The sequence below is a fragment of the Methylobacterium terrae genome (assembly GCF_003173755.1).
Taxonomy (GTDB): Bacteria; Pseudomonadota; Alphaproteobacteria; order Rhizobiales; family Beijerinckiaceae; genus Methylobacterium; species Methylobacterium terrae.
Genome location: NZ_CP029553.1, coordinates 440,845 through 465,560, shown reverse-complemented (window position 1 = coordinate 465,560; position 24,716 = coordinate 440,845). Strand labels below are relative to the sequence as shown.

Below are 24,716 nucleotides of genomic sequence, written 5' to 3'. Positions count from 1 at the left end.
AGCGATCATGATCCTGCTTCGCCATGGCCAGAGCCAGTTCAACCTCCACTTCCACGCGACGGGCGTCGATCCCGGCATCGTCGATGCGCCCCTCACGCCGCTCGGCCACGAGCAGGCGGAGGCCGCCGCCCGGGCGCTGGCGGGGGAGGGCCTGCGGCGCATCCTCTGCTCGCCCCTGACCCGCGCCCTGGAGACCGCCGCCCCGATCGCCGCCCGGCTGAACCTGCCCATCCTGGTCACGCCGGCGGTGCGGGAGCGGCGCGGCGCGAGCTGCGACATCGGCACCTGCCGGACCGACCTCGCCCTCGCCTGGCCGCATCTCGACCTCGCGCATCTCGACGAGGTCTGGTGGCGGGCGGAGGGCGAGGCGGACCACGAGGCGGACGACGTCTTCGAGGCCCGGACGCAGGCGTTCCGGGCCGGGATGGAAGCCGATCCCGACTGGGCCCACACCCTGGTGGTCTGTCACTGGGGCTTCATCTCGGCCGTGACCGGCCGCAACCTCGCCAACGGCGAGTGGGTTCGCTGCCGGATGGACGACGGGGGGCGGCTCGTGGCGGTGGAGGGGTGAAGGGCGTCGCATGACATTCAAGATGACTCTGCATGCCACCTCGGATTTATTCTGCGCAAGATTTCAAAAATGAGGACGTTATGGCGAAAATTTTTGATGAATGCAGCGCAGAAGAACAGCTTATTTTTATAAAAAATCGTCCGATAATATTTTCCGGAACGTCCGTAAGTAATATTTCAGACGAAATAGAAATAAAATCTATTTTAAACGGCGAGAATTATAGTGTTTTTGTCAATTTCGTTTACAAAAACGGGAATTCTATCAGTATAAAAGCGACCCCCGGGATCGATGGCCGAAATATAAATATGAATATATTTGTAGATTGGCAGATGCTGGATGCGTTCGCCTTCAATGACCAGGTAGTCATCGCTATATCTGAAAATTCAAAATATATCATGAATCTGGCGTTCAATTTTGTCGAATCGACTAATGGGAAGGCTGTTGTTTTAAACTTTACTATCTATGAACAAAACACCTGATGGGTACCGTTCAAACACCGCGTGCCTTCGAAATCGTCGCTGGTACAGATCGACACGGCCTACCTGGATCGGACGACCGAGCGAACGGTGGCTACTACACCGATGCCGGTACGGGCGGCGCAGGTCCGCCAGGAAATATGCCGACGGGCAGCGACCGAAAGTTTGCGGCAAAGCGATTCAACGAGCACGTCAAAGCGCTCTGGGGTATCGCCAATGGGTTGGCGCTCGCCCTCATTGTGGCGGCCGTGGTGACGGCCTATATTGGTAAGGATGCTCCGCAGGAAATGGATGCCGACCGGATCCAGTGGGCTTGCATCGGTGTTCTGCTTCACGTGGTAGGACACGTGATAATCGCGCTGTTCATGCAGAAGGAAGACTGAGCCGATGAGCACGACAGCTTTCCTCTGGGTGTTGCTGGCCGTTGTGACAGTCGGCTCGCTCGGTGGCCTCTCCATCGCGAAGCTGCGTTTCCATGCAAAGTACGATCGCCCCAAGCAGCGGAGCCAGGAGACCGAGAGCGCCACAGCGCGCTAATTCGACGACACTTTTCGTTCACGGATCGCGCTCGCGGTACAGAGGTCCTTCCTCACCCCCGCCGCATCCGGCGGCGGACCGTGCGGGTGGGCACGGCGCCCCACCGGTCCTTGTACGGCTCCTCGCCGCGCAGGAGGTGAAACTCCCCGGTGCCCCCGGGCCGCGGCCGCCTCGATCAGGCAGGCGAAGGCGAGGGTGCCGAAGCTCTGGCCCGGCACGCCCATGTCGACGGCGTCGATGTAGGAGTGCCAGTGCGCCCGGTCGGCGAGGCCGTACAGTACCGCCACGATCCGGTCCGCGTGGCGCACGACCGAGATCCGCAGGAGCCCGGCCCGCGCCAGGACCGGCGCCGCGTCGCGGTAGAAGGCCTGGATCCGGGGATCGGCGAGCACGCCGGGCTGGCCGTCCCGCGCCCAGCGGGCACCGTGGAGGGCGAACAGCGCGTCGAGCGCGCCGTCGAGCGCCTCGGGGTCGACCAGGGCCTCGGTGACGTCGCCGAGCGCCTCAGCGCGGTGGTGGTCGTGCACGACCTTGCGGCGCTGGCTGCGGGTGAGGCCCGCGAGCGGCGAGCCCTGTCGCGGCAGCGCCAGCACCGGGCAGATTTCCGCCTCCTCGTCGACGACGGTCCAGCCGGCGGGCGGCGGGCTCAGGAGCGGCGAATCGGGCCGCAGGTCGGGCAGCAGCGCCTCGTCGAAGGTCTCGTCGTCCCGCAGGATCGCGGGCCACAGCCGCTCCGGCTCGGTGCCGGGGGCGAGCAGCGCGTCGCAATAATCGCCGTGGGCGGGAGAGCGCGATCTGCGGCGAGATCTCGCCCCGCCGGTAGAGGTCGAGGCAAGGATTGGGGCGGGAATCGAGGCAGGGACCCGGGGTGATGAGATCGGTCATGCCGCCCGCTTTCACACGCCGGGGAGACAGGCGGCGGCGTCGCAAAGTACAAGGTGGGGGTACCAAGGTGCGTCGCCGTTAACCTGTGTCAAGCCGGCGGGCAGGTCGTCGCGGCCGACGCCGTGCGGGCCGGGAACCGCGGCGGCGCTTGCGGAATGTGACGGGTGCGGGCGCCGCGTCGCCCGTCCCGCCTCGACGCAAGGCCGCCGCCGTCCCGGAGCACCATGACCGACACGCCCGATCACGACCGTTCCGCGCCATCCCCGGAACCCGCCCGCGACACCGTCCTGGTGCTCGCCGGGGGCAACGCCCTCGGGGCCTACCACGCGGGCGGCTACGAGATGCTGCAGGCGCGCGGGATCGAGCCGGGCTGGATCGTCGGCGCCTCGATCGGCGCGGTCACGGCCGCCATCATCGCCGGCAACCCGCCGGAGCGACGAACCGCCCGACTGCACGAGTTCTGGGGCGAGGCGACCCAGCACACCGGCCCGAGCGCGACCGACCTCCTCAAGCCGCGCCAGTACTACAACGCGCTGCACGCCCTCCTGACCCTGGCCTGGGGCCGCCCCAACATCTTCCGGCACCGGTTGCCCGGCCTGTGGTCGGCCCTGCCGTGGGTGCCGAACGACGTCGCCCTGTTCGACCACTCGCCCCTGCTCGGGACCCTGGAGCGCCTCGTCGATTTCGAGCGGCTGAACCGGGGCGACATCCGCGTCACGATCGGCTGCGTCGACGTCACCACCGGCGAGGAGGTCTACATCGATACCGCCCACCAGACGGTCCGCCCCGAGCACGTGCTGGCCAGCACCGCGATCATCCCGGCCTTCGCCCCGGTGGAGGTGGACGGTCGGCTGCTCTGCGATGCCGGCTACACCAGCAACCTGCCCCTCGACCCCGTCTTCGCGACCGAGCCGCCGCGGGATCTCCTGTGCGTCGCCCTCGACCTCTTCGGCCTGCAGGCGCCGCGCCCCGCCTCGCTCGACGCCGTCCTGGAGCGGGCGAACGACCTGATCTTCGCCAGCGCCGGCCGGCGCGCCATCGCGGGGCTCGAGCGGGAATACGCCCTGCGCCAGCGGCTCGACCCGCACGGGCCGGCGGTCACGCTCATGCACCTCGTCTACCGGGCCGAGGCCGACCAGCTCGCGGCGAAGAGCTTCGACTTCTCGCCCTCCTCGATCCGCGACCGCTGGCAGGCCGGCACCCGGGACGCGGCCCGCGGCGCCGACTGGCTCGCCGGGCAAGCCCCGACGGAGCGGCGCTTCACCTACGCCAGGCTCTGATCCTTCGCGCAGCCCGGAAACCCGGACGACCGGTCGGGGGAGGGGGAGCGGGGGAGGGGACTGACCGTGCGCCGACGTCCCGTCGCCTCCGGGGCGGTGCGGCCCGCGCCGGTACCGTCGTTCGCCCATCGTCCCGACGGTGGAGCGGCCGTTCGCCGACATCTTTCCCCGACCATCGGGCACGTAATACTGACGCAACAAATCTCTGTCAGGATGAGATTGGGACGGCGTGATCTCGAATTTAGATCTTATTTGATGCACTTGCGTTGCATCGTCGTGATGAGATCGGCCCATCCGCGTGCGGTATCGGTAGCGTAGACGTCAAGGCTTCCTCCGTATCGAGAAGGGTCAACGCGATGACGGTTCTGGCGCGGCGCATGGTCGATCTCTCGCAGGATGCGACAGCCGAGGAGATCCGGTCGCATGTCAGGGCGCGGCTGGAGAGGCTGGTCGCGGCGCTGAGGAACGGCGGGGCGATCGTCCGCCCCGGCGCCGAATAGGTCTCCTCAGGCGGTGCCGAGGAGATCCAGGATGGCCCGGCGGTCGGCGACGACGCCCGGATCCTCGCGGTGGCGCGGATAGGGCCGGTCGCACGCGATGTCGGCCCGGATCCGGGCCGGCCGGTCGGAGAAGACCAGGATGCGCTGGGCCAGCATCAGGGCCTCCTCGACGTCGTGGGTCACCAGGAGGGCGGTGAAGCCCTTGTCCCGCCACAGCCGCACCAGCTCGGCCTGCATCGCCAGGCGGGTGAGCGAGTCGAGCTTGCCGAGCGGCTCGTCGAGCAGCAGCAGCGGCGGCGCGTTGACGAGGGCCCGGGCGAGCGCCACCCGCTGGGCCATGCCGCCCGAGAGCTGGTGCGGGAAGGCGTCGGCGAAGCCCGAGAGCCCGACGAGGGCGAGCGCCTCCTCGACCCGGCCGCGCTCCCGCGACAGGCGCCCGCGGGCCTCCGGCCCGACCGCGACGTTGCCGAGGACGCTGCGCCAGGGATAGAGCGTCGGGTCCTGGAACACGAGGCCGCGGGAGGGGTCCGGGCCGCGCAAGGCCGAGCCGTCGACGTCGATCCGGCCCTCGTTCGGCGGCTCGAGCCCGGCCACGAAGCGCAGGAGCGTCGACTTCCCGCAGCCCGACGGCCCGAGCAGGGCCACGAAGGCGCCGGGCTCGACGTCGAACGAGACGCCGTCGAGGACCGGGAGCGGCGCCTTCCCGAGCGCGAAGGCGTGGCGCACGTCGCGCAGCGACAGGTGGGCGCCGCGGGCGGGAACCCCCGTCGGGACGGGGTCAGGCGCCCGCGACGGCGCGATCAGGCCGGCTACCATTGGACGAGGCCCTTCTGCCAGGACAGGAGACGGTCGCGCAGCCGGAACAGCAGGGTGATCAGGCCCGAGCAGGCGAGCGCCATGACGGCGAGCGCCGCGTACATGTTGGCGTAGGCCGCCCAGCCCTGCGCCCATTGCAGGTACCAGCCGAGTCCGGCCTTCACGCCGAGCATCTCGGCCACCACCAGCACCGCGAAGGAGCTGCCGAGCCCCATGAACAGGCCGACGAAGACGTGCGGCAGGGCCGCCGGGATCGCCACCTTGAGGATCAGGAAGCCCTCGCGGGCGCCGAGCGTGCGGGCAACGTCGTAATAGGCCTTGTTGACCCCGGCGATGCCCGACCAGGTCAGCACCGTGACGGGAAAGCCGGTGGCCAGCGCGACGAGGAAGGTCGAGGCCGCGCCGCTCGACGGGAAGACGAAGAAGGCGAGCGGCAGCCAAGCGGTCGCCGGCAGCGGGCCGACGAAGCGCAGGACCGGGTGCACCCAGTAACCGACGCTCCGCGACCAGCCGACCGCGACCCCGAGGGTGAAGCCCGCGAGCGCCCCGAGGAGGTAGCCGCCGGCCAGCAGCCGCAGGGAGTGCCAGACGCTGTCGGCGAGCCGCGCGTAATCCTCGACGAAGACCTCCAGGATCGCCTGCGGCGGCGGGAAGAACGGCATCGGCAGCCATGCGCGCTTCGCGGTCGCGAACTCCCACAGGCCGATCAGGCCGGCGAGCACGACGAGCCAGGGCGACCAGCCCTGGACCCGCCGCACGGGGCCGGCCTCGCCGGGGCGCAGGAAGCCCGCCGCCAGGACGAGGGCCCCGAACCCGGCCAGGCCGATGGCGAACTCGCGGGTGAGGTCGAAATCCCCGAGGTCGGGCGGCAGGGCGACGAGGGCGGAGAGCCCGATCCAGGCGGCGGCCGCCGCGACCGAGGCCGGGGCGGGCAGGAAGGCGGGGCGCCGGCCGGCGCCGTCCGCACGGGGAAGCGCGATGTCGCTCACCGGGCACCTCAGCTCAGGACGTCGGCGGTGACGCGCTCGGCGAATTGCCGCGCGTCGGTGCGGGCGCGGATCACCTTCACGACCTTCAGCTCGTCGACGTAAGCCGCGATCTGCTGCTTGAGCTCGGCCCCGAGGGGGTGGTGGTGATGGGTGTGGCTGCGCAGCATCGCGGCGAGGTCCTCGACCGAGCCCTTGCCGCCGTAGCCGGCATAGACCTTGGCGGCGTAGTCGGGATCGTGCGCGACCCTGGTCCCGGCCTCGAGCAGCGCCCGGGTCAGCGCCGCGGCCACCGGCCGCTCGTCGCGCACCAGCGCGCCGCGAAGCGCCAGGATGCAGCAGGTGCGGTCGTGGTACTCGGCCGAGAGATTGTTGGCGATCTCGGTCAGGCGGGCGTCCTTGGCCCACAGGAAGGTGCGGGGATCGCCGTCGGCGAGCGCCTGCGCCTCCCCCTTCTCGACCGCGAGGTTGAGGAGATCCATCGGATAGACCCGCCACTCGACGTCGCGCTCGGGATCGATGCCGCGCTTGGCGAGCAGCAGGCCGAAGAAGTTCTTGGCCGGCGAGGCCTGGTCGCTCACCGCGATCACCTTGCCCTTCAGGGAGTCCAGGCTGGTCGCGCCGGCGGATCTCGCGCCGAGCAGCCGCATGCAGCCGCCGTGGATGCCCGCCGTGACCTTGACGTCGAAGCCCTGCTCCAGGGGCTTCAGCCAGCGCAGCGCCATGCCGATGCCGGCATCGGCCTTGCCGGTCGCGATCGCCTCCAGCAGCTGCTCCGTCGAGCCGCCGAAATTGACGAACTCGACGTCGAGCCCGTGCCGGGCGAACACCCCGCTCTCCTTGGCGACGGGAGCCGCGGCGGTGCAGATCGCCGAGGCGTTCCAGGCGAGCTTGATCGGGCGGGGCGCGCCGCCGGCGGCCGGCGCCTCGGCCGCGACCCGGCAGATCGGCGCGTCGGCGAGGTCGGGCACCGGCAGGAGCCCGGCCGAGGAGGGCGAGCCGACGAGGCCGAGCGGCGCCGCGAGGCCGAGGGTGCCGGCGCGGGCGAGGAAACGGCGGCGGGTATGGGGGAGTGGGGGGAGCGTCATCGTCCTGGGGCTTCGCGGGGTCGGGGGCTTTGGCGGGGGGCTTTGGCGGGAGGACGGTCAGGCGGCCCGCGCGGGCGCGTCGGGCGTGCGGTGCTCGAGCGTGCCGCGCACCGTCTGCGGCGCGCGCAGGAGGTTGAGGATCGGGCAGGCGCGGTCGACCTCGGCCTCGAGCCGTGCCACCGCCTCCCGGGCGGCTGGCGAGACGATCCGCACCGTGTAGGCGAGGTCGTGCGGGCTCACCGGCACCGCCTCGAAGCCCGGGCGCCCGGCCCGCGCCTCGATCCGGCCCGAGACCTCGACGTCGATCGCCTCGACCGGGACGCCGAGCCGGGCGGCCTGGATCAGGTAGGAATGGGCAAGGCAGCTCCCGAGGATGCCGAGCTGCAATTCCGGCGAGCCGGGCCCGAGGTCGTAGCCGGCGAAGTCGGGGGGCGAATCGGTGACGACCTGGTGGTCGCGGATCCGGATCCGGCGCACGCCGCTGCGGCCCTCGACGGCGACCCGGGCTGAGAGCGGCACCGCCCCCAGGCTCCCGGCCTCGATCCGCGCCTCCCGCGCCGCCACGGCCGCGCGCTTCTCGACCAAGTATTCGTTGAGCGATGTCATGCAGGCCTCATGCGTTGAGTGCGAACGTGTCGCGAGGCTCGACGGGTCGTGAGGCCTTGATCTTGTCTTCGCTGACACTCATCGTCAACGAGACGGGATTGTTTTTATGTTAGGCTTTGTTGGGACGGGTGTTGCGGACTTGGCGAAGCGGCAGAAGGATTCTTCTCGCAGGCCCGGTTCTGCCGTCCGAAGGGCGCGGGGCACGCTCGTCGGGGTTTCGTTCGGCAACAGGCACGCCACCGACGCCCCCGGGACGAGGGTGCGGGTGGCGTGGGACGTTCCTCCGCGCGGCCGCGCCCCGCGATCAGGCGGGGTCGCGGAACGGGTCGGCGACGATCGGCCAGAGCGGGCGGGCGGCCCTGGGCAGGTGCAGGCGCGCGAAATCCGGGTTCGCGCTGCCCGGCACGGCGACGTAGTGGATGCGGTCGGCCCGCGGTGCGAAGGCGGCGTTGAAGTGCTGGGCCGACTTGACGAAGACGGTGGCGTAATCGTTCAGGTGCACGCCGAACTGCTCGAAGGCTTCCGGGTGGAAGACCTGGGTGCGCAGGGCGTTGAGCAGGATGTGCAGGCCGCCCGCCTCGACGAGCGCGCAATCGCCCATCGGCTGCTTGCCGTTGCCGTAGGTCTGGACCGCATCCGACCGCAGGCCCAGCACCCGCACGGTGAGATCCACGGGATCGCCCGACATCGGGCCGGTCTTGCCGCCGATGCGAAGGCTCAGCCGCGCGCCGGGACCGGCCTCGCGGCACAGCCGCACCGCGACCGGATCCCAGAAGCTGCCGATGGCGCAGGCGGTCGCGCCGGCCTCCACCAGGGCGCGCAAGAGGAAGGTGGAATCGCTCGCCGAGCCGGCGCCGGCATTGTCCGAGACGTCGGCGAGCACGGTCACGCCGGCCTCGGGCGCCAGGGCCACCCGCACCGCCTCGTCGAGGGTCAGGAGGCGGTCGGTCGTCGCCTCCCGCATCTCCCACAATTCGCGGGCGAGCGCCTCGGCCGTGCGCCGGGCGAGATCCGGATCGCCGTCGGTCACCGCCACCACCTTGGCGCCGACATCCGGGATGTCGGCCCAGGGAAAGCCGTGGGCGAGCGACAGCGACAGGATCCCGTCCCGCTTCTCCGCGGCGCTCATGCGGTCGACGAAGCCGCGGGTCGGCTGGTTCGGCGTGCGCCACACCGCCAGCATCCGGCAGTCGGCGACCGCGATGGTCGGCCGGGTGCGGCCGGCCCGGGCGTCGTCGCAGAGGCGAAACAGGTCGCGCGCCCGGTCGTCGACGTCGATGTGGGGGTATTCCTTGTAGGTGAGCAGGACGTCGCAGGCCCCGACGATGCGGTCGGTCAGGTGGCAATGCAGGTCGAGCTCGACCCCGATCGTGACCGACGGGCCGACGATCTCCCGGGCTGCGGCGACGAGCTCGCCCTCGCAATCGTCCTGCGCCTCGGCGATCATCGCGCCGTGAAGGTCGAACAGCACCATGTCGACCGGGCCGGCGGCGCGCAGATCGGCGAGGACGCGGTCGCGCAAGTCCTCCCAGACGTCCTGGCGCGTCGGCCCGCCGGGCGGGGCGAAGGCCGCCAGGCTCTCCACCACCGCGTAGCCGGCCGCTTCGCCGAGCGCGCGCCAGACCCTGAGCGGCCCGACGAACCAGTGCGCCGAGCGGCGGGAGGCCTCGGTCTCGACGTAGAGGTCGTCCAGGAAGGCGGTGCGCCCGGTCGGGATCGGCGAGAAGGTGTTGGTCTCGGTGCCGAGCGCGGCGATGAAGAGCTTCACGGGTGGGGTCTCCTCTGTGGGCCGTTCGGAGGGGAAGTCGACGGTCGATCCAAGGTATTCCACACCCTGGACGTCCTCCTGTGGCTCGCCGAAGGCGAGGACCCGGGATCCGTGACCGCGGAGGGAGCCGAACGAGCCGGAACGCAATTCGCCTTTTCGAAAACGTCAGCGGCCATGGATCCCGGGTTCCGCTTTCGCGGCCCCGGGATGGCCAGGAGGGTGTATCGGCCGTTCGACGATCAGGCTGGTTCGCGGTCGCTCATCCCCCCGCCGCCACGTGCACCCCCGGCCGGCGCCCGTCGTTCCACTTCCCCCCGATCGCCCGCTCGACCTGCGCGGCGAGCTGCAGCAGCAGCCCGTCCTGGCCCTGGCGCGCCTGGGCCTGGATGCCGAGCGGCAGGCCGTGCTCGTTCCAGGCGAGCGGCATCGAGAGCGCCGGCAGGCCGCACAGGTTGGCGAGCGGCGTGTAGGCGAAGTTGCGCCACAGGTTCTCGAACCAGGCGTGCACCGACGGCTCGTCGCTGATGGTCAGGTACTCCGTCGTGCCGACCCGCGGCGTCGGCAGGGCTGTGATCGGGGTGAGGATGATGTCCCATTCCTCGAAGAAGGCGCCGAAGCCCCGCGCCGTGGTGTTGAACGCCGCCTGCATCGCCGCCCGCTCGGTGTAGGAGGCGTGGCGCCCGGCCTCCCAGATCCGGACGTTCATCGGCTCGACGAGGTCTTCGGGCGGCCGGTCGAGGCCCTTGGCGGCGATGAGCCCGTTGATGGTCTGGGCGAAGTTGGTGATGTAGCAGGTGGTCTGGGCCCGGAAGGCGGCCGGCAGGTCGACCGCCGGCAGCGCCCAGTCGACGTGGTGGCCGAGGCCCTCGAGGAAGCGCCCGACCCGCTCCAGCTCGGCGACGTGGTGCGCTACGGCGCGGTACTCGCCCCATTCGTGCGACAGCGCGATCCGCAGCCGGCCCGGATCGCGCCCGATCAGCGTCCCGTAGGGCTCGGGCGCGGTCCAGTACGGCATGAACTCGCCGGGCGCAGCCCCGCGGCACCGGTCGACGAAGGCCGCGGTGTCGCGCACGGTCCGGGTCTGGCAGCCCTGGATCGACACGATGCTGGTGAGGTCCGACCCGTAGGGCGCGATCGAGAACACGCCGCGCGAGGGCTTGAGCCCGAGATTGCCGTTGACGCCGGCCGGGATGCGGATCGAGCCGCCGCCATCGGTCGAATGCGCCATCGGCACCACGCCCGCCGCCACCGCGGCGGCCGAGCCGGCCGAGGAGCCGCAGGTGGTGTAGTCGAGGTTCCACGGGTTGCGGGTGACGTAGACCGCCGGGTTCTCGGCCGAGCTGCACACGCCGAATTCCGGCGTGGTGGTGCGCCCGATCAGGTTGAGGCCGGCCCGGCGCATCTTGCCCGTGAGGTGGCTGTCGCTGTCGGCGCGGTTGCCGCGCATCAGGAGCGAGCCCATCTCCTGCAGCCGCCCCTTCAGGGTCGGCCCGAGATCCTTCATCAGGAACGGCACGCCCGCGAAGGCGCCCTCCGGATCGGTGCCGTTCCGGGCCGGATCCGCGACCGCATCCTCGAACAGCTCGATCACGGCGCTGGTCTGCGGGTTGACGCGCGCCACGCCGGCCGCCGCCTGGGCGGCGAGCTCGGCCGCACTCACCTCCCCGGCGCGCACCCGCGCGGCGAGCGCGCAGGCATCGTGCTGCGCCCATTCCTCCCAAGTCATGGCGAGGGTCATCGGTGTCGTCCTGTTCTCGTTACGCGTCGAACTGTCGTTTCAAGACGAAGCGCGTCCCCCTCTCCCGTGTGGGAGAGGGGTTAGGGGTGAGGGTGCTACGGTTCTGAGTCAGACTCCGACCGTTGCGCTGCCAGCACAACGCTGAGCGATTTACACTGAAGCGTGTCACCCTCGCCCCTACCCCTCTCCCACACCTTGCAGCGATACCGGGCAAGCCCGGCATCGCCTGGAGAGGGGATCCTGCGACTCGCCTTGATCCGGATGCATCAGGCGGAGGCCGCTTCCTGAACGTGTTCCCCCCGCCCGAATTCCCGCCCCGGCGCCGCCTCGATCAGGGCGCGCGTGTAGGCCGCCCTCGGCCGGGCGAAGACCTCCGCCGTCGGACCCTCCTCGACGATGCGCCCGCGCTGCATCACGATCAGCCGGTCGCAGATCTGCGCGGCCACCCGCAGGTCGTGGGTGATGAACAGGATCGCGAGGTCGAAGCGGCGCTGCACGTCGTCGAGGAGCGCGAGGACCTGGCGCTGCACCGAGACGTCGAGGGCTGAGACCGCCTCGTCGGCGATCAGGATCTCGGGCTCCATCGCGAGCGCGCGGGCGAGCGCGATGCGCTGGCGCTGGCCGCCGGAGAACTGGTGCGGGTAGCGGGAGAGCGCCGCGGGGTCGAGGCCGACGAGGTTCATCAGCTCGCGCGCCCGCGCGGTCGCGGCCTCCGGGCCGGTGCCGAAATTCACCGGCCCCTCGACGATCGAGGCGCCGACGGTGCGGCGCGGGTTGAGGGAGCGGAACGGATCCTGGAACACCACCTGGATCTTGCGCCGCAGCGGTCTCAGGCGGCGCTCGGGCAGGCGGGCGATGTCCCGGTCGCCGACCAGGATCTGCCCCGCGCTCGGGGCGATCAGCCGGGCGATGCAGCGGGCGACGGTCGACTTGCCGGAGCCGGATTCGCCGACGATGCCGACGGTCTCGCCGCGATGGATCCGGAGAGCCACGTCGGCGGCGGCGTGGACGATGCGGTCCTTCCTGAACAGGCCGCCGCTGCGATAGGTCTTGGCGAGGGCGGCGGTCTCGAGCGCCAGCGCGCCGGTCACCGGCGGGCGCCGGGCGGGCGTCATCGTCGGCACCGCCGCGATCAGCATCTTCGTGTAGGGGTGCTGCGGATCGCCCAGCACCCCCGCCGCCGGTCCCTGCTCGACGATGCGGCCGCTCTGCATCACCACCACCCGGTCGGCGATCTCGGCCACCACCCCGAAATCATGGGTGATGAACAGGACGCCGGTGCCGCGCCGCGCCTGCATCTCGCGGATCAGCTTCAGGATCTGGGCCTGGGTGGTGACGTCGAGCGCCGTCGTCGGCTCGTCGGCGATGAGGAGCGCCGGATCGAGGATGAGGGCGGCGGCGATCATCACCCGCTGGCGCTGCCCGCCGGAGAGCTGGTGGGGGTAGGAGGCGTGCATCCGCTCGGGCTCGGGCAGGTGCATGGCGTCGAGCATCGCCAGCACCTTGGCCCGGCGCTCCTTCGCGCCGAGGTCGGTGTGGATGCGCAGGACCTCCTCGATCTGGTCGCCGACGGTCAGCACCGGGTTCAGCGCCGTCATCGGCTCCTGGAAGATCATCGCCATGCGGTCGCCGCGAAGCGCCCGCAGGCGCTGCGGGCTCGCGCTCAGCACGTCCTCGCCGAGGAGCCGGACCGCCCCGGCGACGGGCTTGAGCACCCGGGCGAGCAGCCCCATCACCGAGAAGGCGGTGACCGACTTGCCCGATCCCGATTCGCCGACGACGCAGACGATCTCCCCGGGAGACACCGTGAAGGACACGCCGTCGACGGCGCGGAGCCGGTCGCCGCCGCCGGGGAGCGCGATGGCGAGGTTCTCGACGTCGAGGACGGGGGAGGGCGCCGAGGTCATCGGCCCGCCATCTTCGGATCGAGGGTGTCGCGCAGGCCGTCGCCCAGCATGTTCACGGCGAGCACGGTCAGGCCGAGGAAGATCCCCGGATACAGGATGGTGTGCGGATAGACCCGGAACAGGTTGCGCCCCTCCGCCATGATGTTGCCCCAGCTCGGGATCTCCGGCGGGATGCCGATGCCGAGGAAGGAGAGCACCGCCTCGACCAGGATCGCCGAGGCGGCGATGAAGGTGCCCTGCACGATCAGCGGCGCGACCGTGTTCGGCAGGATGTGGCGCGCCATCAGGAGCGGCAGGCGGGTGCCGGCCATGATCGCGGCCTCGACGTAGGGTTCTTCCCGCACCGAGAGCACGATCGAGCGCACCAGCCGCACCACCCGGGGGATCTCCGGCACCACGATCGCCGCGATGACGGCCGGGAGCCCGGCCCGGAACAGCGACACCACCGCGATGGCGAGCAGGATGCCGGGGATCGCCATCAAGCCGTCCATCAGCCGCATGATCGGCCCGTCGAGGGGGCGGATGTACCCGGCCGTCAGCCCGAGCAGCAGCCCGATCGCCAGCGCGAGCGCCGCCACCGCGACGGCGATGACGAGCGACACCCGGGCGCCGTAGAGGACCCGGCTGTAGACGTCGCGCCCGAGGCTGTCGGTGCCCATCCGGTGGCGGAAGGGGGTGGTCGAGCCGTCGTCAGTCCGGATCGTGCGCTCGTAGCCCGGCGGGCGGTTGCGGGTGGCCGGGTTGATCGCCGCCGGGTCGATCGTGCCGAGGAGGGGGGCGAGGAGGCCGACGAGCGCCATCGCCACGAGGAGGGCCGCGCTCGCGACCGCGACGGGGTTGCGCAGCAGGCGCCAGGCCAGGGAGGCGGAGGGGGCCGAGGGCGGGGCGGGGGCGAGCAGGGCCGGTTCGGTACTCACTGGCGGATCCTCGGGTCGAACAGGCCGTAGGTGAGGTCGATCAGGAGGTTGATGAGGACGTAGACGCCCGAGAACAGCAGGATCAGCGCCTGGATCGTCGGGTAGTCGCGGGCCAGCACCGCATCGACGGTCAGCCGGCCGAGGCCGGGAATCGCGAACACGCTCTCGGTCACCACCACGCCGCCGATGAGGAGCGCGATGCCGATGCCGACGATCGTGACGATCGGCACCGCGGCGTTCTTGAGCGCGTGGCGAAACAGGATCTTGCGCTCGACCTGGCCCTTGGCCCGGGCGGTGCGGATGTAGTCCTCGCTCAGGACCTCCAGCACGCTCGCCCGGGTCATCCGGGCGATGAGCGCGATGTAGACGACGGAGAGCGTCAGCGCCGGCAGCACCAAGCGGTGCAGGTAGCCGCCGAGGCCCGAGGAGAGCGGCTGGTAGCCCTGGACCGGGAACCAGCCGAGCGTGATCGAGAAGACGTAGATCATGCCGTAGCCGATCACGAAGACCGGCACCGAGAAGCCCAGCACCGACACGCCCATCATGATCCGGTCGAGCCAGGAGCCGTGCCGGTAGGCCGCCACCACGCCGAGCGGGATCGCCACGCAGACCGCGATCAGCATCGTGGCGGCGGCGAGCGACAGGGTCGGCTCGACCCGCCCGAGGATCAGCTCGCCGATGCTCTTCTTGAAGAAGAACGACTCGCCGAGATCACCCCGGAGGAGGTTGCCGATCCAGATCGCGAACTGCGCCGGCAGCGGCTGGTCGAGGCCGAGCTGGTGGCGCACCTGGGCGATCTGCTCGCTCGAGGCGTTGTCCCCGGCGATCACCGCCGCCGGGTCGCCGGGGGTGAGCCGCAGCATCAGGAAGACCAGGACCGCGACGATCGCCAGGACCGGGACCGCCGAGAGGAGCCGCCGCAGGACGTAGCCGAGCATCGGCCTACTTCTTCTTCTCGACGTTCCAGAATACCGGCGCCGCGGCGGTCAGGATGCCGGTGACGTTTTTTCGTGCCGCGATCGGGATGTAGAACTGGCCGAGGTGGACGTACGGCACGACCTCGCGCCAGCGGGTCTGCACCGCTTCCGCGATCGCCTTTTGCTTGCCCGGGTCGACCTCGCGGGCGAAGTCGTCGCGAAGCTTCTCCATCTCGGGATCGCAGGGCCAGCCGAACGGGGCCTTGTCGCAGCTCATGTTCACGAAGCTCGACATCACCGGGTTGAGGATGTCGGCCGAGACCCAGGAGGTGTTCATCAGGTTCCAGCCGCCCTTGTCGGCCGGATCCTTGCGCACGCGGCGCGACACCACGGTCTGCCAGTCCGAGGATTGCATGTCGACCTTGAAGCCGCCCCGCTCGAGCAGCTGCTTGGCGACGGGGCCGAGATTGGTCAGGGTCGGCAGGTCGGTCGAGTGCAGGAGGACGATCGGCGTGCCGTCGTAGCCCGCCTCCTTCAGCAGCTGCTTCGACTTGGCGAAGTTCGATTCGAGCAGGCCGTCCATGCCCTTGTCGGTGGCGAGCGCCGAGCCGCAGACGAACAGGGCCTTGCAGGTCTTGTAGTAGTCGGGGTCACCCACCACCGCCTGGAGGAAGTCGGTCTGGTTGAGGGCGTAGGTCAGGGCCTGGCGCACCTTCGGGTTGTCGAAGGGCTTGATCAGGTGGTTCGGCCGCATCGCGTATTGCAGGCCGAGCGGATTGTAGTCGACGAGGGCGACGTTCGGATCGCCCTTCAGCAGCGGGATCAGGTCGTAGGCCGGCTGCTCGATCAGGTCGATCTCTCCGGCGAGCAGCGCGTTCACCGCCTGCTGCTGGTCCGAGACCGCCAGCCACTCGACGCGGTCGAGCTTGACGACCTTGCCGCCGGCGAGCCCCGAGGCCGGCTCGGGCCGCGGCTTGTAGTCCTTGAACTTGGTGTAGACGATTCTGTCGCCGGGCTTCCACTCGTCGGTCTTCATCACGAAGGGGCCGGAGCCGGTGAAGTCCGAGATCTGCTGGTTCGGGTCGGTCTCGGCCACCCGCTTCGGCATCATGAACGGCACGTTCGAGGACGGCTTGCCGAGGCCGAACAGGAGGAGTCCGGTCGGCGACTTCAGCGTGACGGTGAAGCTCCTCGCGTCGTCGGCCTTCATGCCGTCGACGAAGGTCATCAGCTTCTGCCCGAGCGAGTCGCGGGCGCTCCACCGCTTGATCGAGGCGACGCAATCCTCCGCCGTCACCGGCTTGCCGTCGTGCCACTTGAGGCCGTCGCGCAGGGTGAACGTGTAGGTCAGGTTGTCGGGCGAGACGGTGTAGGTGTCGACCATCTGCGGCTTGACCTGGCCGTCGGCGTCGAGCGCGAACAGCGTGTCGTAGATCATGTAGCCGTGGTTGCGGACGATGTAGGCGGTGGTCCAGATCGGGTCGACGATCTTGACGTCCGAATGCATCACCGCCTTGAGCGTCTGCGCCGGCGCGGTTCCGGGGGCGAGCAGGGCCGCCGATGCGGCGAGGAGGCCGAGAACGGACCGACGAAACGCCATCAAGTTGTCTCCTCGCAGTGTCGCCGCCCGTGCGGCCTTGGAAAACCGAGCGTCGCGGGCGATCGCCCGCGGCAGCGTCCATGCAATCGCCAGACCATCCTGCCCGCCGCACGCGGTGCAAGTCGGTTTCGCCGAAGACCAGGGCGCCGGCCAATGTCAGGAAAGCAGAGGCGGGATCTCGCGGGTCTTCGCAGATCCCTGCCGCTGCTGACGGGTGCAGGATGCGGGAGCCCGCGCGGGCTGACTACGACGAAAACGTGCGAGGGGTGAACCGCTTTGCGTGGCACCGCGTCAGGGGTGGCGGGCGCTCACGGCCGCACCTGCGCCAGGACCGCTTCCAGCTCCCGGCGCAGGCGGTCGGCGGCGAAGCTCGGCTGGCGGTCGGCCGGGACGCACAGGTCGAGGGAGGTCTCGACCGGCATCGCCTCGGGGAAGGGCACCGCCACCATCGTGCCGGCGGCGATCTCGTCGGCGAAGGCGGCGCGCGGCAGGACCGCGAGGGCGCCGGCCTGCACGATGAGCGCCCGCTGCAGGGCGAGCGAGGCGGCCTCGAAGGTCGGAACGATGCGGCACCCGGCCTCGGTCGCTGCCCGCTCGATGAAGGTGCGCACGCCGAATTCCGGCCCCGGCAGCACCCAGCGGTAGCCCCCGAGCGCCGCGCAGGCCGCGCCGCCGGCCTGCGTCACCGGATGGCCGGGCGGCGCGATGATGAATTGCGGCAGCCGCACCCGCCGGACCACCGCGACCGCGTCGGAGGCCGGGGCGAAGAAGGTGAGGGCGAGGTCGCAGGAGGCGTCCTCGATCGCCCGCACCGCGTCCTTCGCGGTCCCGGTGCGCAGCCGAGCGCGGACGTGGGGGTGGCGGGCCGAGAACGCCGCCAGCACCGGCACCAGGATCGCCGAGGCGACGCCCTCGGCGGCGTGCACCCCGACGAGGCCGCCGCGCAACCCCTTCAGGTCGTCGATCAGCCGGACGACGTGGTCGAGCTCGTTGATCGTGCGGTCGAGCTTGGCGGCGAGCAGCTCCCCCGCCGCGGTCAGCCGGACGCCGAGCGGCCCGCGCTCCAGCAGCGGCGCGTCCATGTAGTATTCGAGCTGCGAGATGTGCCGCGCCAGCACGTTGGGATGGATGTCGAGCTGATAGGCGGCGTCGCGCAGTGACGTGCAGCGGGTCACGACCGCGAAGTAATGGAGAGCGACGATCTTCGCCATGCCGGAGCGCGACCCCTACTGACAGCTTGCCGGAACCGCTGGCGGCAGGGACAGATGGTGGGCCCGGCAGGACTCGAACCTGCAACCAGACCGTTATGAGCGGTCGGCTCTAACCATTGAGCTACAGGCCCTCGGGCTCTCGTCTTCAGTGCATCATCTGCAGTCGGACTGCAGCGTCGACGACGGAAACGGCGACAGGAACCCTGCCCGTAGGTACCTGGGCTGGGCGCGTCCGGCAAGCCCCCGGACGCCCCGATCCGCGCCGCCGCCTCACCGCCCGGAGGCGGCGCGGCTCGGCGGGGACTCGTCGACCGCGAGGGTGCCGAGATAGGTCTCGACCACCCTGGCGTCGCCCTGGAGGGTGCGGCTGTCGCCCTCGATCACCACGCTGCCGCCGTCGAGGACGTAGCCGTGATCGGCGATCCGGAGCGCCGCGCGGGCGTTCTGCTCGACGAGGAGGATCGCCACCCCCTCGTCGCGCAGGCGCGCCACGGTGCGCATCACCTCGGCGACGATGAGGGGCGCGAGGCCGAGGCTCGGCTCGTCGAGCATCAGGAGGCGCGGACGGCCCATGAGCGCCCGGGCCATGGCGAGCATCTGGCGCTCTCCCCCTGAGAGCGTGCCGGCGTGCTGGCGCCGGCGCTCGGCGAGGCGGGGGAAGAGGCGGTACATCTCGCCGAGATCGCCGCCGCCCTTGCCCCCTGTCGTGCCCCCCGCCTTGCCGCGGAACCGGAAGGCGCCGAGCTTCAGGTTGTCCTCGACGGTCATGGTCGAGAACAGCTCGCGGCGCTCGGGGATCAGGCTCAGGCCCTTGGCGACGCGGGCCTCGACGGGCAGCCGCGTCAGGTCGTCCCCTTCGAAGCGGATGGCGCCCTTTGCCGGCAGCACGCCCATCAGGGCGTTGAGGAGCGTCGTCTTGCCGGCGCCGTTGGCGCCCAGCACCGTGACGAGGCGGCCGGGCTCGACCGTGAGCGAGACGCCGCGCACCGCCTCGACCTTGCCGTAGGCGACGGAGACGGTCTCCGCCTCGAGCATCGGACGCGTCATGCGGCGCTCCCCAGATAGGCCTCGACCACCGCCGGGTCGCGGCGCACGGTCGCCGGGGCGCCCTCGCACAGCTTGGCGCCGAAATTCATCACCACCAGCCGGTCGGCGAGCCCCATCACGAAATCCATGTCGTGCTCGACGAGCAGGATGCCGAGGCCCTCCTGGCGCAGGCGGCGCAGGAGGTCGCTCAAGCCCTGCTTCTCCTGGTGGCGGAGCCCTGCGGCCGGCTCGTCGAGGAGGAGGAGCTGCGGGCCGAGGCACAGCGCCCGGGCGATCTCGACGATGCGCTGCTGGCCGAGCGCCAGGCTCGCCGCCGGCAGGTCGCGGCAGGCCGACAGACCGACCCGGGCGAGCTGCCGGTCGGCCTCGGCGAACAGCGCCGCCTCTTCCGCGGAATCGAGCCCGAGCGCGCCGCGCACCGGGCCGGCCGCGCCGCGCAGGTGGGCGCCGAGCGCGACGTTCTCGATCACCGACATGCCGGCGACGAGCTTGACGTGCTGGAAGGTGCGGGCGCAGCCGAGCCGGGCGATGCGCCGGGCCGGCAGGCCGGCGACCTCGCGGCCCCCGAGGCGCACCGCCCCGGAGGTCAGGCGCGCGACCCCGGTGACGAGGTTGAAGGTGGTGCTCTTGCCGGCGCCGTTCGGCCCGATCAGCGCCACCACCTCGCCGGCCGCGACCTGGAAGCCGATGTCGTTGACCGCGACGAGGCCGCCGAAGGTCTTCCTGAGGTTCGAGGCCTCGAGCAGCACCGTGCCGGGGGCGGCGGCCGGGCGCGGCGCGAGGGGGGCGGTCGCCGGCCCGCGGTCCGGCGGGGCCGAGACCGTGCGGCGGACGATCAGCGGCCACAGGCCTTCGGGTGCGCGCTGGAGCATCAGTACCAGCAGCACCCCGAACACGATCGCCTCGAAGTTGCCCTGACTGCCGAAGACCAGCGGCAGCACGTTCTGGAGCTGGTCCTTCAGCACCGTCACCAGCACGGCGCCGAGGACGCCGCCGCCGATCGAGCCGGCGCCGCCGATCACCGCCATCAGCAGGTACTCGATGCCCGCATTGATGCCGAACGGCGTCGGGTTGATGGCGCGCTGGATGTGGGCGTAGAGCCAGCCCGACAGGGCCGCCAGCATCGCCGCGTACACGAAGGCGACGATCTTCACCCGGGCGGTATCGACCCCGAAGGATTCCGCCGCCACCACCCCGCCCTTGAGCGCCCGGATCGCCCGGCCGGTGCGCGAGCGCAGCAGGCGGTGGGTCAGCCACAGGCAGGCGCCCAGGAACCCCCAGGTCAGCAGCAGCGCTTCGCCGCCGCCGAGGATCGGATGACCGAGGATCGCGATCGGCGGCAGGCCGGTCAGGCCGTCGTAGCGGCCGAGCGCGTCGGTGTTGCCGAGCACGTAGAAGAACGAGATGTTCCAGGCGATGGTGCCGAGCGGCAGGTAGTGGCCCGAGAGCCGGAGCGTGATCGCCCCGATGACCCAGGCGGCCGCCGCCGACAGCAGCAGGGCCACCGGCAGCGACAGCCAGGGCGAGAGCCCTCCTTGGGTGGTGAGGAGCGCCGTGGCGTAGGCGCTGATGCCGACGAACATCGCCTGCCCGAAGGAGGTGATGCCCGCGACGCCGGTGAGCACCACGAGCCCCGTGACCACGATGGCGGAAAGCCCGGCATAGGTGAGGAGCGTGAGCCAGAACGGCGGCACGCCGGGGAGGAACGGCAGCGCGACGACGGCGAGGGCGGTCAGGCCGGCAAGAAGACTGGTGGGAGCGAGGCGGGTGTGCATCTTACTCCTCGTCCTCGATCGGGGCCGAGCGCAGGGAGCGCCAGAGCAGGACCGGGATGATCGCCATGAACACGATCACCTCCTTGAAGGCGCTGGCCTCGAACGAGGCGACGGATTCGATGATGCCGACGAGGATCGCGGCGGCGGCCGCCGCCGGGTAGCTGGCGAGCCCCGCGATGATCGCCGCGACGAAGCCCTTGAGGCCGATGAGGAAGCCGGTGTCGTAGTAGACGGTGGTGAGCGGCGCGATCAGCACGCCGGACAAAGCCCCGATGAAGGCCGCGACCGAGAAGCTGAGCCGGCCGGCGAGCGAGGGCGCGATGCCCATCAGCCGGGCGCCGAGCCGGTTGACCGCGGTGGCGATCAGCGCCTTGCCGAGCAGCGTGCGCGAGAAGAACAACCAGAGGCCCACGATGATCGCGAGCGTCAGGCCGATCATCCACAGGGACTGCCCGCTGACCAGCAGGGGGCCGGCCGGGAACGAGGCCTCCGACAGCGGCGGGGTGCGCGAGCCTTCCGCGCCGAAGAACACGAGGCCGAGGCCGGTCAGCGCCAGGTGCACGCCGACCGAGGCGATCAGCAGCACCAGCACCGAGGCGTGGGCGAGCGGGCGGAACGCCACCGCGTGCAGGAAGCCGCCCATCGGCGTCACGATGGCGAGCGTGATCAGGATCTCCACCACGAGCCCCGGCTTCGTCGGCGCCAGGAACCAGGCCGCGACGGCGACGAGGGCCGGCAGGACGAGGTCGCGCGAGGCGACGCGCAGGAGCGTCCGGCGATCGAGGGTGTGGCGCGCCTCGGCGCAGTCGGCGAGGAACGCGAGACCGCCGAGGCCTAAGAGCAGCGGCACCGTGCCCGGCAGGGTGCCGGCCTCCAGGCTCGCCAGCGTCAGCGCCCCGTAGGCGACGAACTCGCCCTGCGGGATCAGGATCACCCGCGTGACGGTGAAGACCAGGACCAGCGACAGGGCGATCAGCGCGTAGATCGCGCCGTTCACGACGCCGTCCTGGAGGAGGAGAAGGAGGATCGTGGCGTCCACGGAGGAGGGTCCTGGGCGTCTTTGAGGGGTGTCGTTGCCTAGATCGATCCCACGCGCGACCTCATGCTGAGGTGCCGGGCGATCTCGCGTGGGTTCCGCTCGATCGATCCGAGGAAATTCGAGCGCGTCCCCCTCTCCCGTGTGGGAGAGGGGTTAGGGGTGAGGGTGCTACGGTCCTGATCGAAGCTCAGATCGTTGAGCTGCCAGCACGACAGTTCGAGCTTTACACTGAAGCGTGTCACCCTCACCCCTACCCCTCTCCCACACCTTGCAGCGATACCGGGCAGGCCCGGCATCGCCTGGAGAGGGGATCCCGCGCTTCAAAAGATCTCTGAACAGATCGCGCGGCAGCCACCGATCAGTTCGTCGCCGACAACAGCTTCCACTTGCCGTTCTCGATCGTCACCATCACGCGGGCGCGGTCGTCCTGGCCGACATGGTCGGTCGGGGTCATGGTGACGACGCCGTTGGTGTACACGACCTCCTTCAGGCCCTCGATCGCGTCGCGCAGGGCCGCGCGGAACTCAGGGGTACCCGGCTTTGCGGTCTTGAGCGCGACGGGGATCGCGTTCGCGAGCAGCACCTGCGCGTCGTAGGCGTGGCCGCCGAAGGTCGCGAGCGAGCCCGCCCCGAACTTCGCCTCGTAGGCCTTGGTGTAGTCGAGGGCGACCTTGCGCACCGGGTTCGATTCGGGCAGCTGCTCGGCCACCAGCAGGGGGCCGGCCGGCAGCACCGTGCCCTCCAGGTCCTTGCCGCCGACGCGCAGGAAGTCGGCATTGGCGACCCCGTGGGTCTGGTAGTACTTGCCGGCGTAGCCGCGCTCCTTGAGCGTCTTCTGCGGCAGGGCGGCGGGGGTGCCGGAGCCCGCGATCAGTACCGCGTCGGGCTTCGCCGCCATCACCTTCAGCACCTGGCCGGTGACGCTGGTATCGGTGCGGGCGTAGCGCTCGGTGGCGGCGAGCTTGATGCCCTTGGCCTCGAGCCGGGGGGTGACCTCCGCGAGCCAGCCGTCGCCGTAGGCGTCGTTGAAGCCGATGAAGCCGACCGACTTCACGCCGGCCTTCGCCATGTGGGCGGCGATCGCCTCGGCCATCAGGGCGTCGTTCTGCGGCGCCTTGAACACCCAGCGGCGCTTGTCGTCCATCGGGGCGACGATCTTGGAGGAGGCGGCGAGGCTGATCAGCGGCACCTTGGCCTCGGCAGCGACCTCCACCATGGCGAGGGAGACCGGGGTCACCGACGAGCCGACGATGGCGTCGACGTGATCGTCGCTCGCGAGCTTGCGCGCGTTGGCGACGCCCTTGGTGGTGTCGGTCGCGTCGTCGAGGACGATCCACTCGACCTTCTGCCCGCCGATCTCGGTCGGCAGCAGCGTCACGGTGTTGGCCTGCGGGATGCCCAGCGAGGCCGCCGGGCCGGTCTTGGCGATGGTGACGCCGATCTTGATCGGCTGCGCCAGCACGGGTCCGGCCAGAACGGTGCCGGCGAGGGCGAGCGCCCAGACGATGCGCCTCATGGTGGTGTCCTCCCCTTATGCGGGCCGCGCCGGTCGTTCGGTCCGGTCGCCGCCATCGCGGGCCTCGTTGAGCCCGTCCGTTCGTGCTTTGCAATCCCGCGCGGCGTCCGTCCACCCTGGCGTTCGGCTAACGGCGTCGAGCGTTTGACTTCGTACCTCGAGATTTATAATTTACCGTCCGGTTGGTCAATAGATCGCGCCGGCGGGGAGACCCGACACGGTGCGACGGGGAGGACGCACCGATGAGTGAGGCAACGAGCGGGACGGGCGAAGCGCTGGTCCTGACGGAAAGCCACGCGGGCTACCGCGTGCTGGTGCTCAACCGGCCCGATCGGCTCAACGCCTTCAACGAGCCGCTGCACCTCGCCCTGCGGGCCGCCCTGAGCGATGCGTCGGCCGATCCGGAGTGCCGGGCGCTGATCCTCACCGGGGCGGGCCGCGGCTTCTGCGCCGGCCAGGACCTCTCGGCCCGTAACTTCGCGCCCGACGTCGAGCCGGACCTCTCGCGCACCCTCGAGGAATTCTACAACCCGCTGGTGCGTCAGATCCGCGAGTTGCCGATGCCGCTGATCTGCGCCGTCAACGGCGTCGCGGCCGGGGCCGGCGCCAGCCTCGCCTTCCACGGCGACCTCGTCCTCGCCGCGCGCTCGGCGAAGTTCCTCCAGGCCTTCGCCAAGCTCGGCCTGATCCCGGATGCCGGCGGCACCTGGCTCTTGCCGCGCCTCGCCGGCCGGGCGCGCGCCCGCGGCATGGCGCTCTTGGCCGAGCCGATCACCGCCGAGCAGGCGGAGGCCTGGGGCATGATCTGGCGGGTGATCGACGACGCCGCGCTGATGGCCGAGGCCCATCGGCTGGCCGCCCAGCTCGCGCAGGCCCCGACCTACGGCCTCGCCCTCATCCGCCGCGCGCTGGACGCCTCGGAGACGAACGACCTCGACCAGCAGCTCCAGGTCGAGAGCGACCTTCAAGGAGAGGCCGGGCGCTCGCCGGATTACCGCGAGGGCGTGGCGGCCTTCTTGGAGAAGCGCCCGGCCCGCTTCACCGGGCGCAAGCGGTGAGCCCCGACGAGCTCGCCCGCGCCTGCGCCGAGGCGATGTGGGCCGGGGACCGGGCGAGCCAGGGGCTCGGGATGTCCCTCGACCATGTCGGCCCGGGAGAGGCGGTCTTGTCGATGCGCGTGCGCGACGACATGGTGAACGGCCACGGCTCCTGCCACGGCGGCTTCCTCTTCGCGCTCGCCGACTCGGCCTTCGCCTTCGCGTGCAACGCCTACGACCAGCGGGCGGTGGCGCAGCATTGTGCGGTGACGTTCCTGCGGCCGGGCAAGCGCGGCGAGGTGCTGACGGCGCGGGCCGTCGAGCGGGTGCGCGAGGGACGCTCCGGGATCTACGACGTGACGGTCACGGATGCGGAGGGCCGGGCGGTGGCGGAGTTCCGCGGCCACTCGCGCACCGTGCCGGGGACGGTGCTGGCGGGGGAGGGCGGGGCGGCGTCGCCGGACCGAGTGGAGCCCGGCTGAACGCCATCTTTCCCCGA

The 24,716-nt window shown here is 70.7% G+C and carries 23 protein-coding genes and 1 tRNA gene; 7 read left to right on the top strand and 17 right to left on the bottom strand.

The genetic code is table 11. The annotated features are described in order from the left end of the window. Positions 1-7: 7 nt before the first annotated feature. The 3 genes from DK419_RS02045 to DK419_RS28455 are packed head-to-tail and all read left to right on the top strand — an operon-like array spanning position 8 to position 1,430. Complete coding sequence (locus tag DK419_RS02045) at positions 8-571, top strand: histidine phosphatase family protein (RefSeq protein WP_109957626.1); 564 nt, start codon at positions 8-10, stop codon at positions 569-571. Positions 572-603: 32 nt separating this feature from the next. Continuing rightward, entirely contained in the window at positions 604-1,050 is a 447-nt protein-coding gene (locus DK419_RS28460) for a hypothetical protein (RefSeq protein WP_162561118.1), read from the top strand. Further along, the gene (locus DK419_RS28455) at positions 1,050-1,430 is read left to right on the top strand and encodes a hypothetical protein (protein WP_162561117.1); all 381 of its coding nucleotides are present in this window, start codon (positions 1,050-1,052) and stop codon (positions 1,428-1,430) included. Before DK419_RS28460 ends, DK419_RS28455 begins: the two co-directional genes overlap by 1 nt. A 150-nt stretch (positions 1,431-1,580) precedes the next feature. On the opposite strand, the gene DK419_RS02035 is transcribed toward DK419_RS28455, so the two are convergent. Further along, positions 1,581-2,177, bottom strand: a complete 597-nt coding sequence (locus DK419_RS02035; RefSeq protein WP_162561116.1) for a GNAT family N-acetyltransferase — start codon at positions 2,175-2,177, stop codon at positions 1,581-1,583. Between the two features lie 516 nt (positions 2,178-2,693). On the opposite strand from DK419_RS02035, the gene DK419_RS02030 reads away from it, so the two are divergent. Together DK419_RS02030 and DK419_RS28450 are read left to right on the top strand one after the other, a co-directional pair. After that, entirely contained in the window at positions 2,694-3,749 is a 1,056-nt protein-coding gene (locus DK419_RS02030; RefSeq protein WP_109957623.1) for a patatin-like phospholipase family protein, read from the top strand. 356 nt (positions 3,750-4,105) lie between these two features. Then, the gene (locus DK419_RS28450; RefSeq protein WP_162561115.1) at positions 4,106-4,249 is read left to right on the top strand and encodes a hypothetical protein; all 144 of its coding nucleotides are present in this window, start codon (positions 4,106-4,108) and stop codon (positions 4,247-4,249) included. A 6-nt stretch (positions 4,250-4,255) separates the two neighbouring features. On the opposite strand, the gene DK419_RS02025 is transcribed toward DK419_RS28450, so the two are convergent. The 16 genes from DK419_RS02025 to DK419_RS01950 all read right to left on the bottom strand — a co-directional run bounded on the left by DK419_RS02025 (position 4,256) and on the right by DK419_RS01950 (position 23,180). Next, on the bottom strand, positions 4,256-5,065 hold the full coding sequence (locus DK419_RS02025; RefSeq protein WP_109957622.1) for an ABC transporter ATP-binding protein: 810 nt from the start codon (positions 5,063-5,065) through the stop codon (positions 4,256-4,258). Then, positions 5,059-6,054, bottom strand: a complete 996-nt coding sequence (locus DK419_RS02020) for an ABC transporter permease (protein WP_109957621.1) — start codon at positions 6,052-6,054, stop codon at positions 5,059-5,061. The genes DK419_RS02025 and DK419_RS02020 overlap by 7 nt, the downstream gene beginning before the upstream one ends. A gap of 8 nt (positions 6,055-6,062) precedes the next feature. Further along, positions 6,063-7,139, bottom strand: a complete 1,077-nt coding sequence (locus DK419_RS02015; protein ID WP_109957620.1) for an ABC transporter substrate-binding protein — start codon at positions 7,137-7,139, stop codon at positions 6,063-6,065. A 57-nt stretch (positions 7,140-7,196) separates the two neighbouring features. Further along, a complete protein-coding gene (locus DK419_RS02010; protein ID WP_109957619.1) occupies positions 7,197-7,745 on the bottom strand; it encodes an OsmC family protein in 549 nt (182 codons plus the stop codon). A 304-nt stretch (positions 7,746-8,049) separates the two neighbouring features. Further along, the gene (locus DK419_RS02005) at positions 8,050-9,513 is read right to left on the bottom strand and encodes a M81 family metallopeptidase (RefSeq protein WP_109957618.1); all 1,464 of its coding nucleotides are present in this window, start codon (positions 9,511-9,513) and stop codon (positions 8,050-8,052) included. A gap of 259 nt (positions 9,514-9,772) precedes the next feature. Then, positions 9,773-11,251 (bottom strand): amidase, encoded by a 1,479-nt coding sequence (locus DK419_RS02000; protein WP_109957617.1) that lies wholly within the window; start codon positions 11,249-11,251, stop codon positions 9,773-9,775. A gap of 266 nt (positions 11,252-11,517) precedes the next feature. Next, positions 11,518-13,158 carry an ABC transporter ATP-binding protein gene (locus tag DK419_RS01995; RefSeq protein WP_109957616.1) on the bottom strand — a complete coding sequence of 547 codons (1,641 nt, stop codon included), beginning with the start codon at positions 13,156-13,158 and terminating at the stop codon, positions 11,518-11,520. Continuing rightward, on the bottom strand, positions 13,155-14,075 hold the full coding sequence (locus DK419_RS01990; RefSeq protein WP_109957615.1) for an ABC transporter permease: 921 nt from the start codon (positions 14,073-14,075) through the stop codon (positions 13,155-13,157). The genes DK419_RS01995 and DK419_RS01990 overlap by 4 nt, the downstream gene beginning before the upstream one ends. Next, entirely contained in the window at positions 14,072-15,013 is a 942-nt protein-coding gene (locus DK419_RS01985; RefSeq protein ID WP_109957614.1) for an ABC transporter permease, read from the bottom strand. Before DK419_RS01985 ends, DK419_RS01990 begins: the two co-directional genes overlap by 4 nt. 4 nt (positions 15,014-15,017) lie before the next feature. Then, a complete protein-coding gene (locus DK419_RS01980) occupies positions 15,018-16,592 on the bottom strand; it encodes an ABC transporter substrate-binding protein (protein ID WP_109957613.1) in 1,575 nt (524 codons plus the stop codon). Positions 16,593-16,900: 308 nt separating this feature from the next. Further along, positions 16,901-17,803 (bottom strand): LysR family transcriptional regulator, encoded by a 903-nt coding sequence (locus DK419_RS01975; RefSeq protein WP_109957612.1) that lies wholly within the window; start codon positions 17,801-17,803, stop codon positions 16,901-16,903. 55 nt (positions 17,804-17,858) lie between these two features. Further along, a tRNA-Ile gene (locus DK419_RS01970) sits at positions 17,859-17,934 on the bottom strand. Positions 17,935-18,073: 139 nt separating this feature from the next. Next, positions 18,074-18,850 (bottom strand): ABC transporter ATP-binding protein, encoded by a 777-nt coding sequence (locus tag DK419_RS01965; protein WP_109957611.1) that lies wholly within the window; start codon positions 18,848-18,850, stop codon positions 18,074-18,076. Next, on the bottom strand, positions 18,847-20,625 hold the full coding sequence (locus DK419_RS01960) for a branched-chain amino acid ABC transporter ATP-binding protein/permease (protein ID WP_109957610.1): 1,779 nt from the start codon (positions 20,623-20,625) through the stop codon (positions 18,847-18,849). Before DK419_RS01960 ends, DK419_RS01965 begins: the two co-directional genes overlap by 4 nt. Before the next feature lies 1 nt (position 20,626). After that, positions 20,627-21,664: a branched-chain amino acid ABC transporter permease gene (locus DK419_RS01955; RefSeq protein ID WP_109957609.1), complete on the bottom strand. Its 1,038-nt coding sequence runs from the start codon at positions 21,662-21,664 to the stop codon at positions 20,627-20,629. 358 nt (positions 21,665-22,022) lie between these two features. Continuing rightward, the gene (locus tag DK419_RS01950) at positions 22,023-23,180 is read right to left on the bottom strand and encodes an ABC transporter substrate-binding protein (RefSeq protein WP_109957608.1); all 1,158 of its coding nucleotides are present in this window, start codon (positions 23,178-23,180) and stop codon (positions 22,023-22,025) included. Positions 23,181-23,422: 242 nt separating this feature from the next. Between DK419_RS01950 and paaG the strand changes: the two genes are divergently transcribed. Continuing rightward, positions 23,423-24,238, top strand: a complete 816-nt coding sequence (gene paaG, locus DK419_RS01945; protein ID WP_109957607.1) for a 2-(1,2-epoxy-1,2-dihydrophenyl)acetyl-CoA isomerase PaaG — start codon at positions 23,423-23,425, stop codon at positions 24,236-24,238. Between the two features lie 35 nt (positions 24,239-24,273). Continuing rightward, positions 24,274-24,699 carry a hydroxyphenylacetyl-CoA thioesterase PaaI gene (gene paaI, locus DK419_RS01940; protein ID WP_109962066.1) on the top strand — a complete coding sequence of 142 codons (426 nt, stop codon included), beginning with the start codon at positions 24,274-24,276 and terminating at the stop codon, positions 24,697-24,699. Positions 24,700-24,716 lie beyond the last annotated feature (17 nt).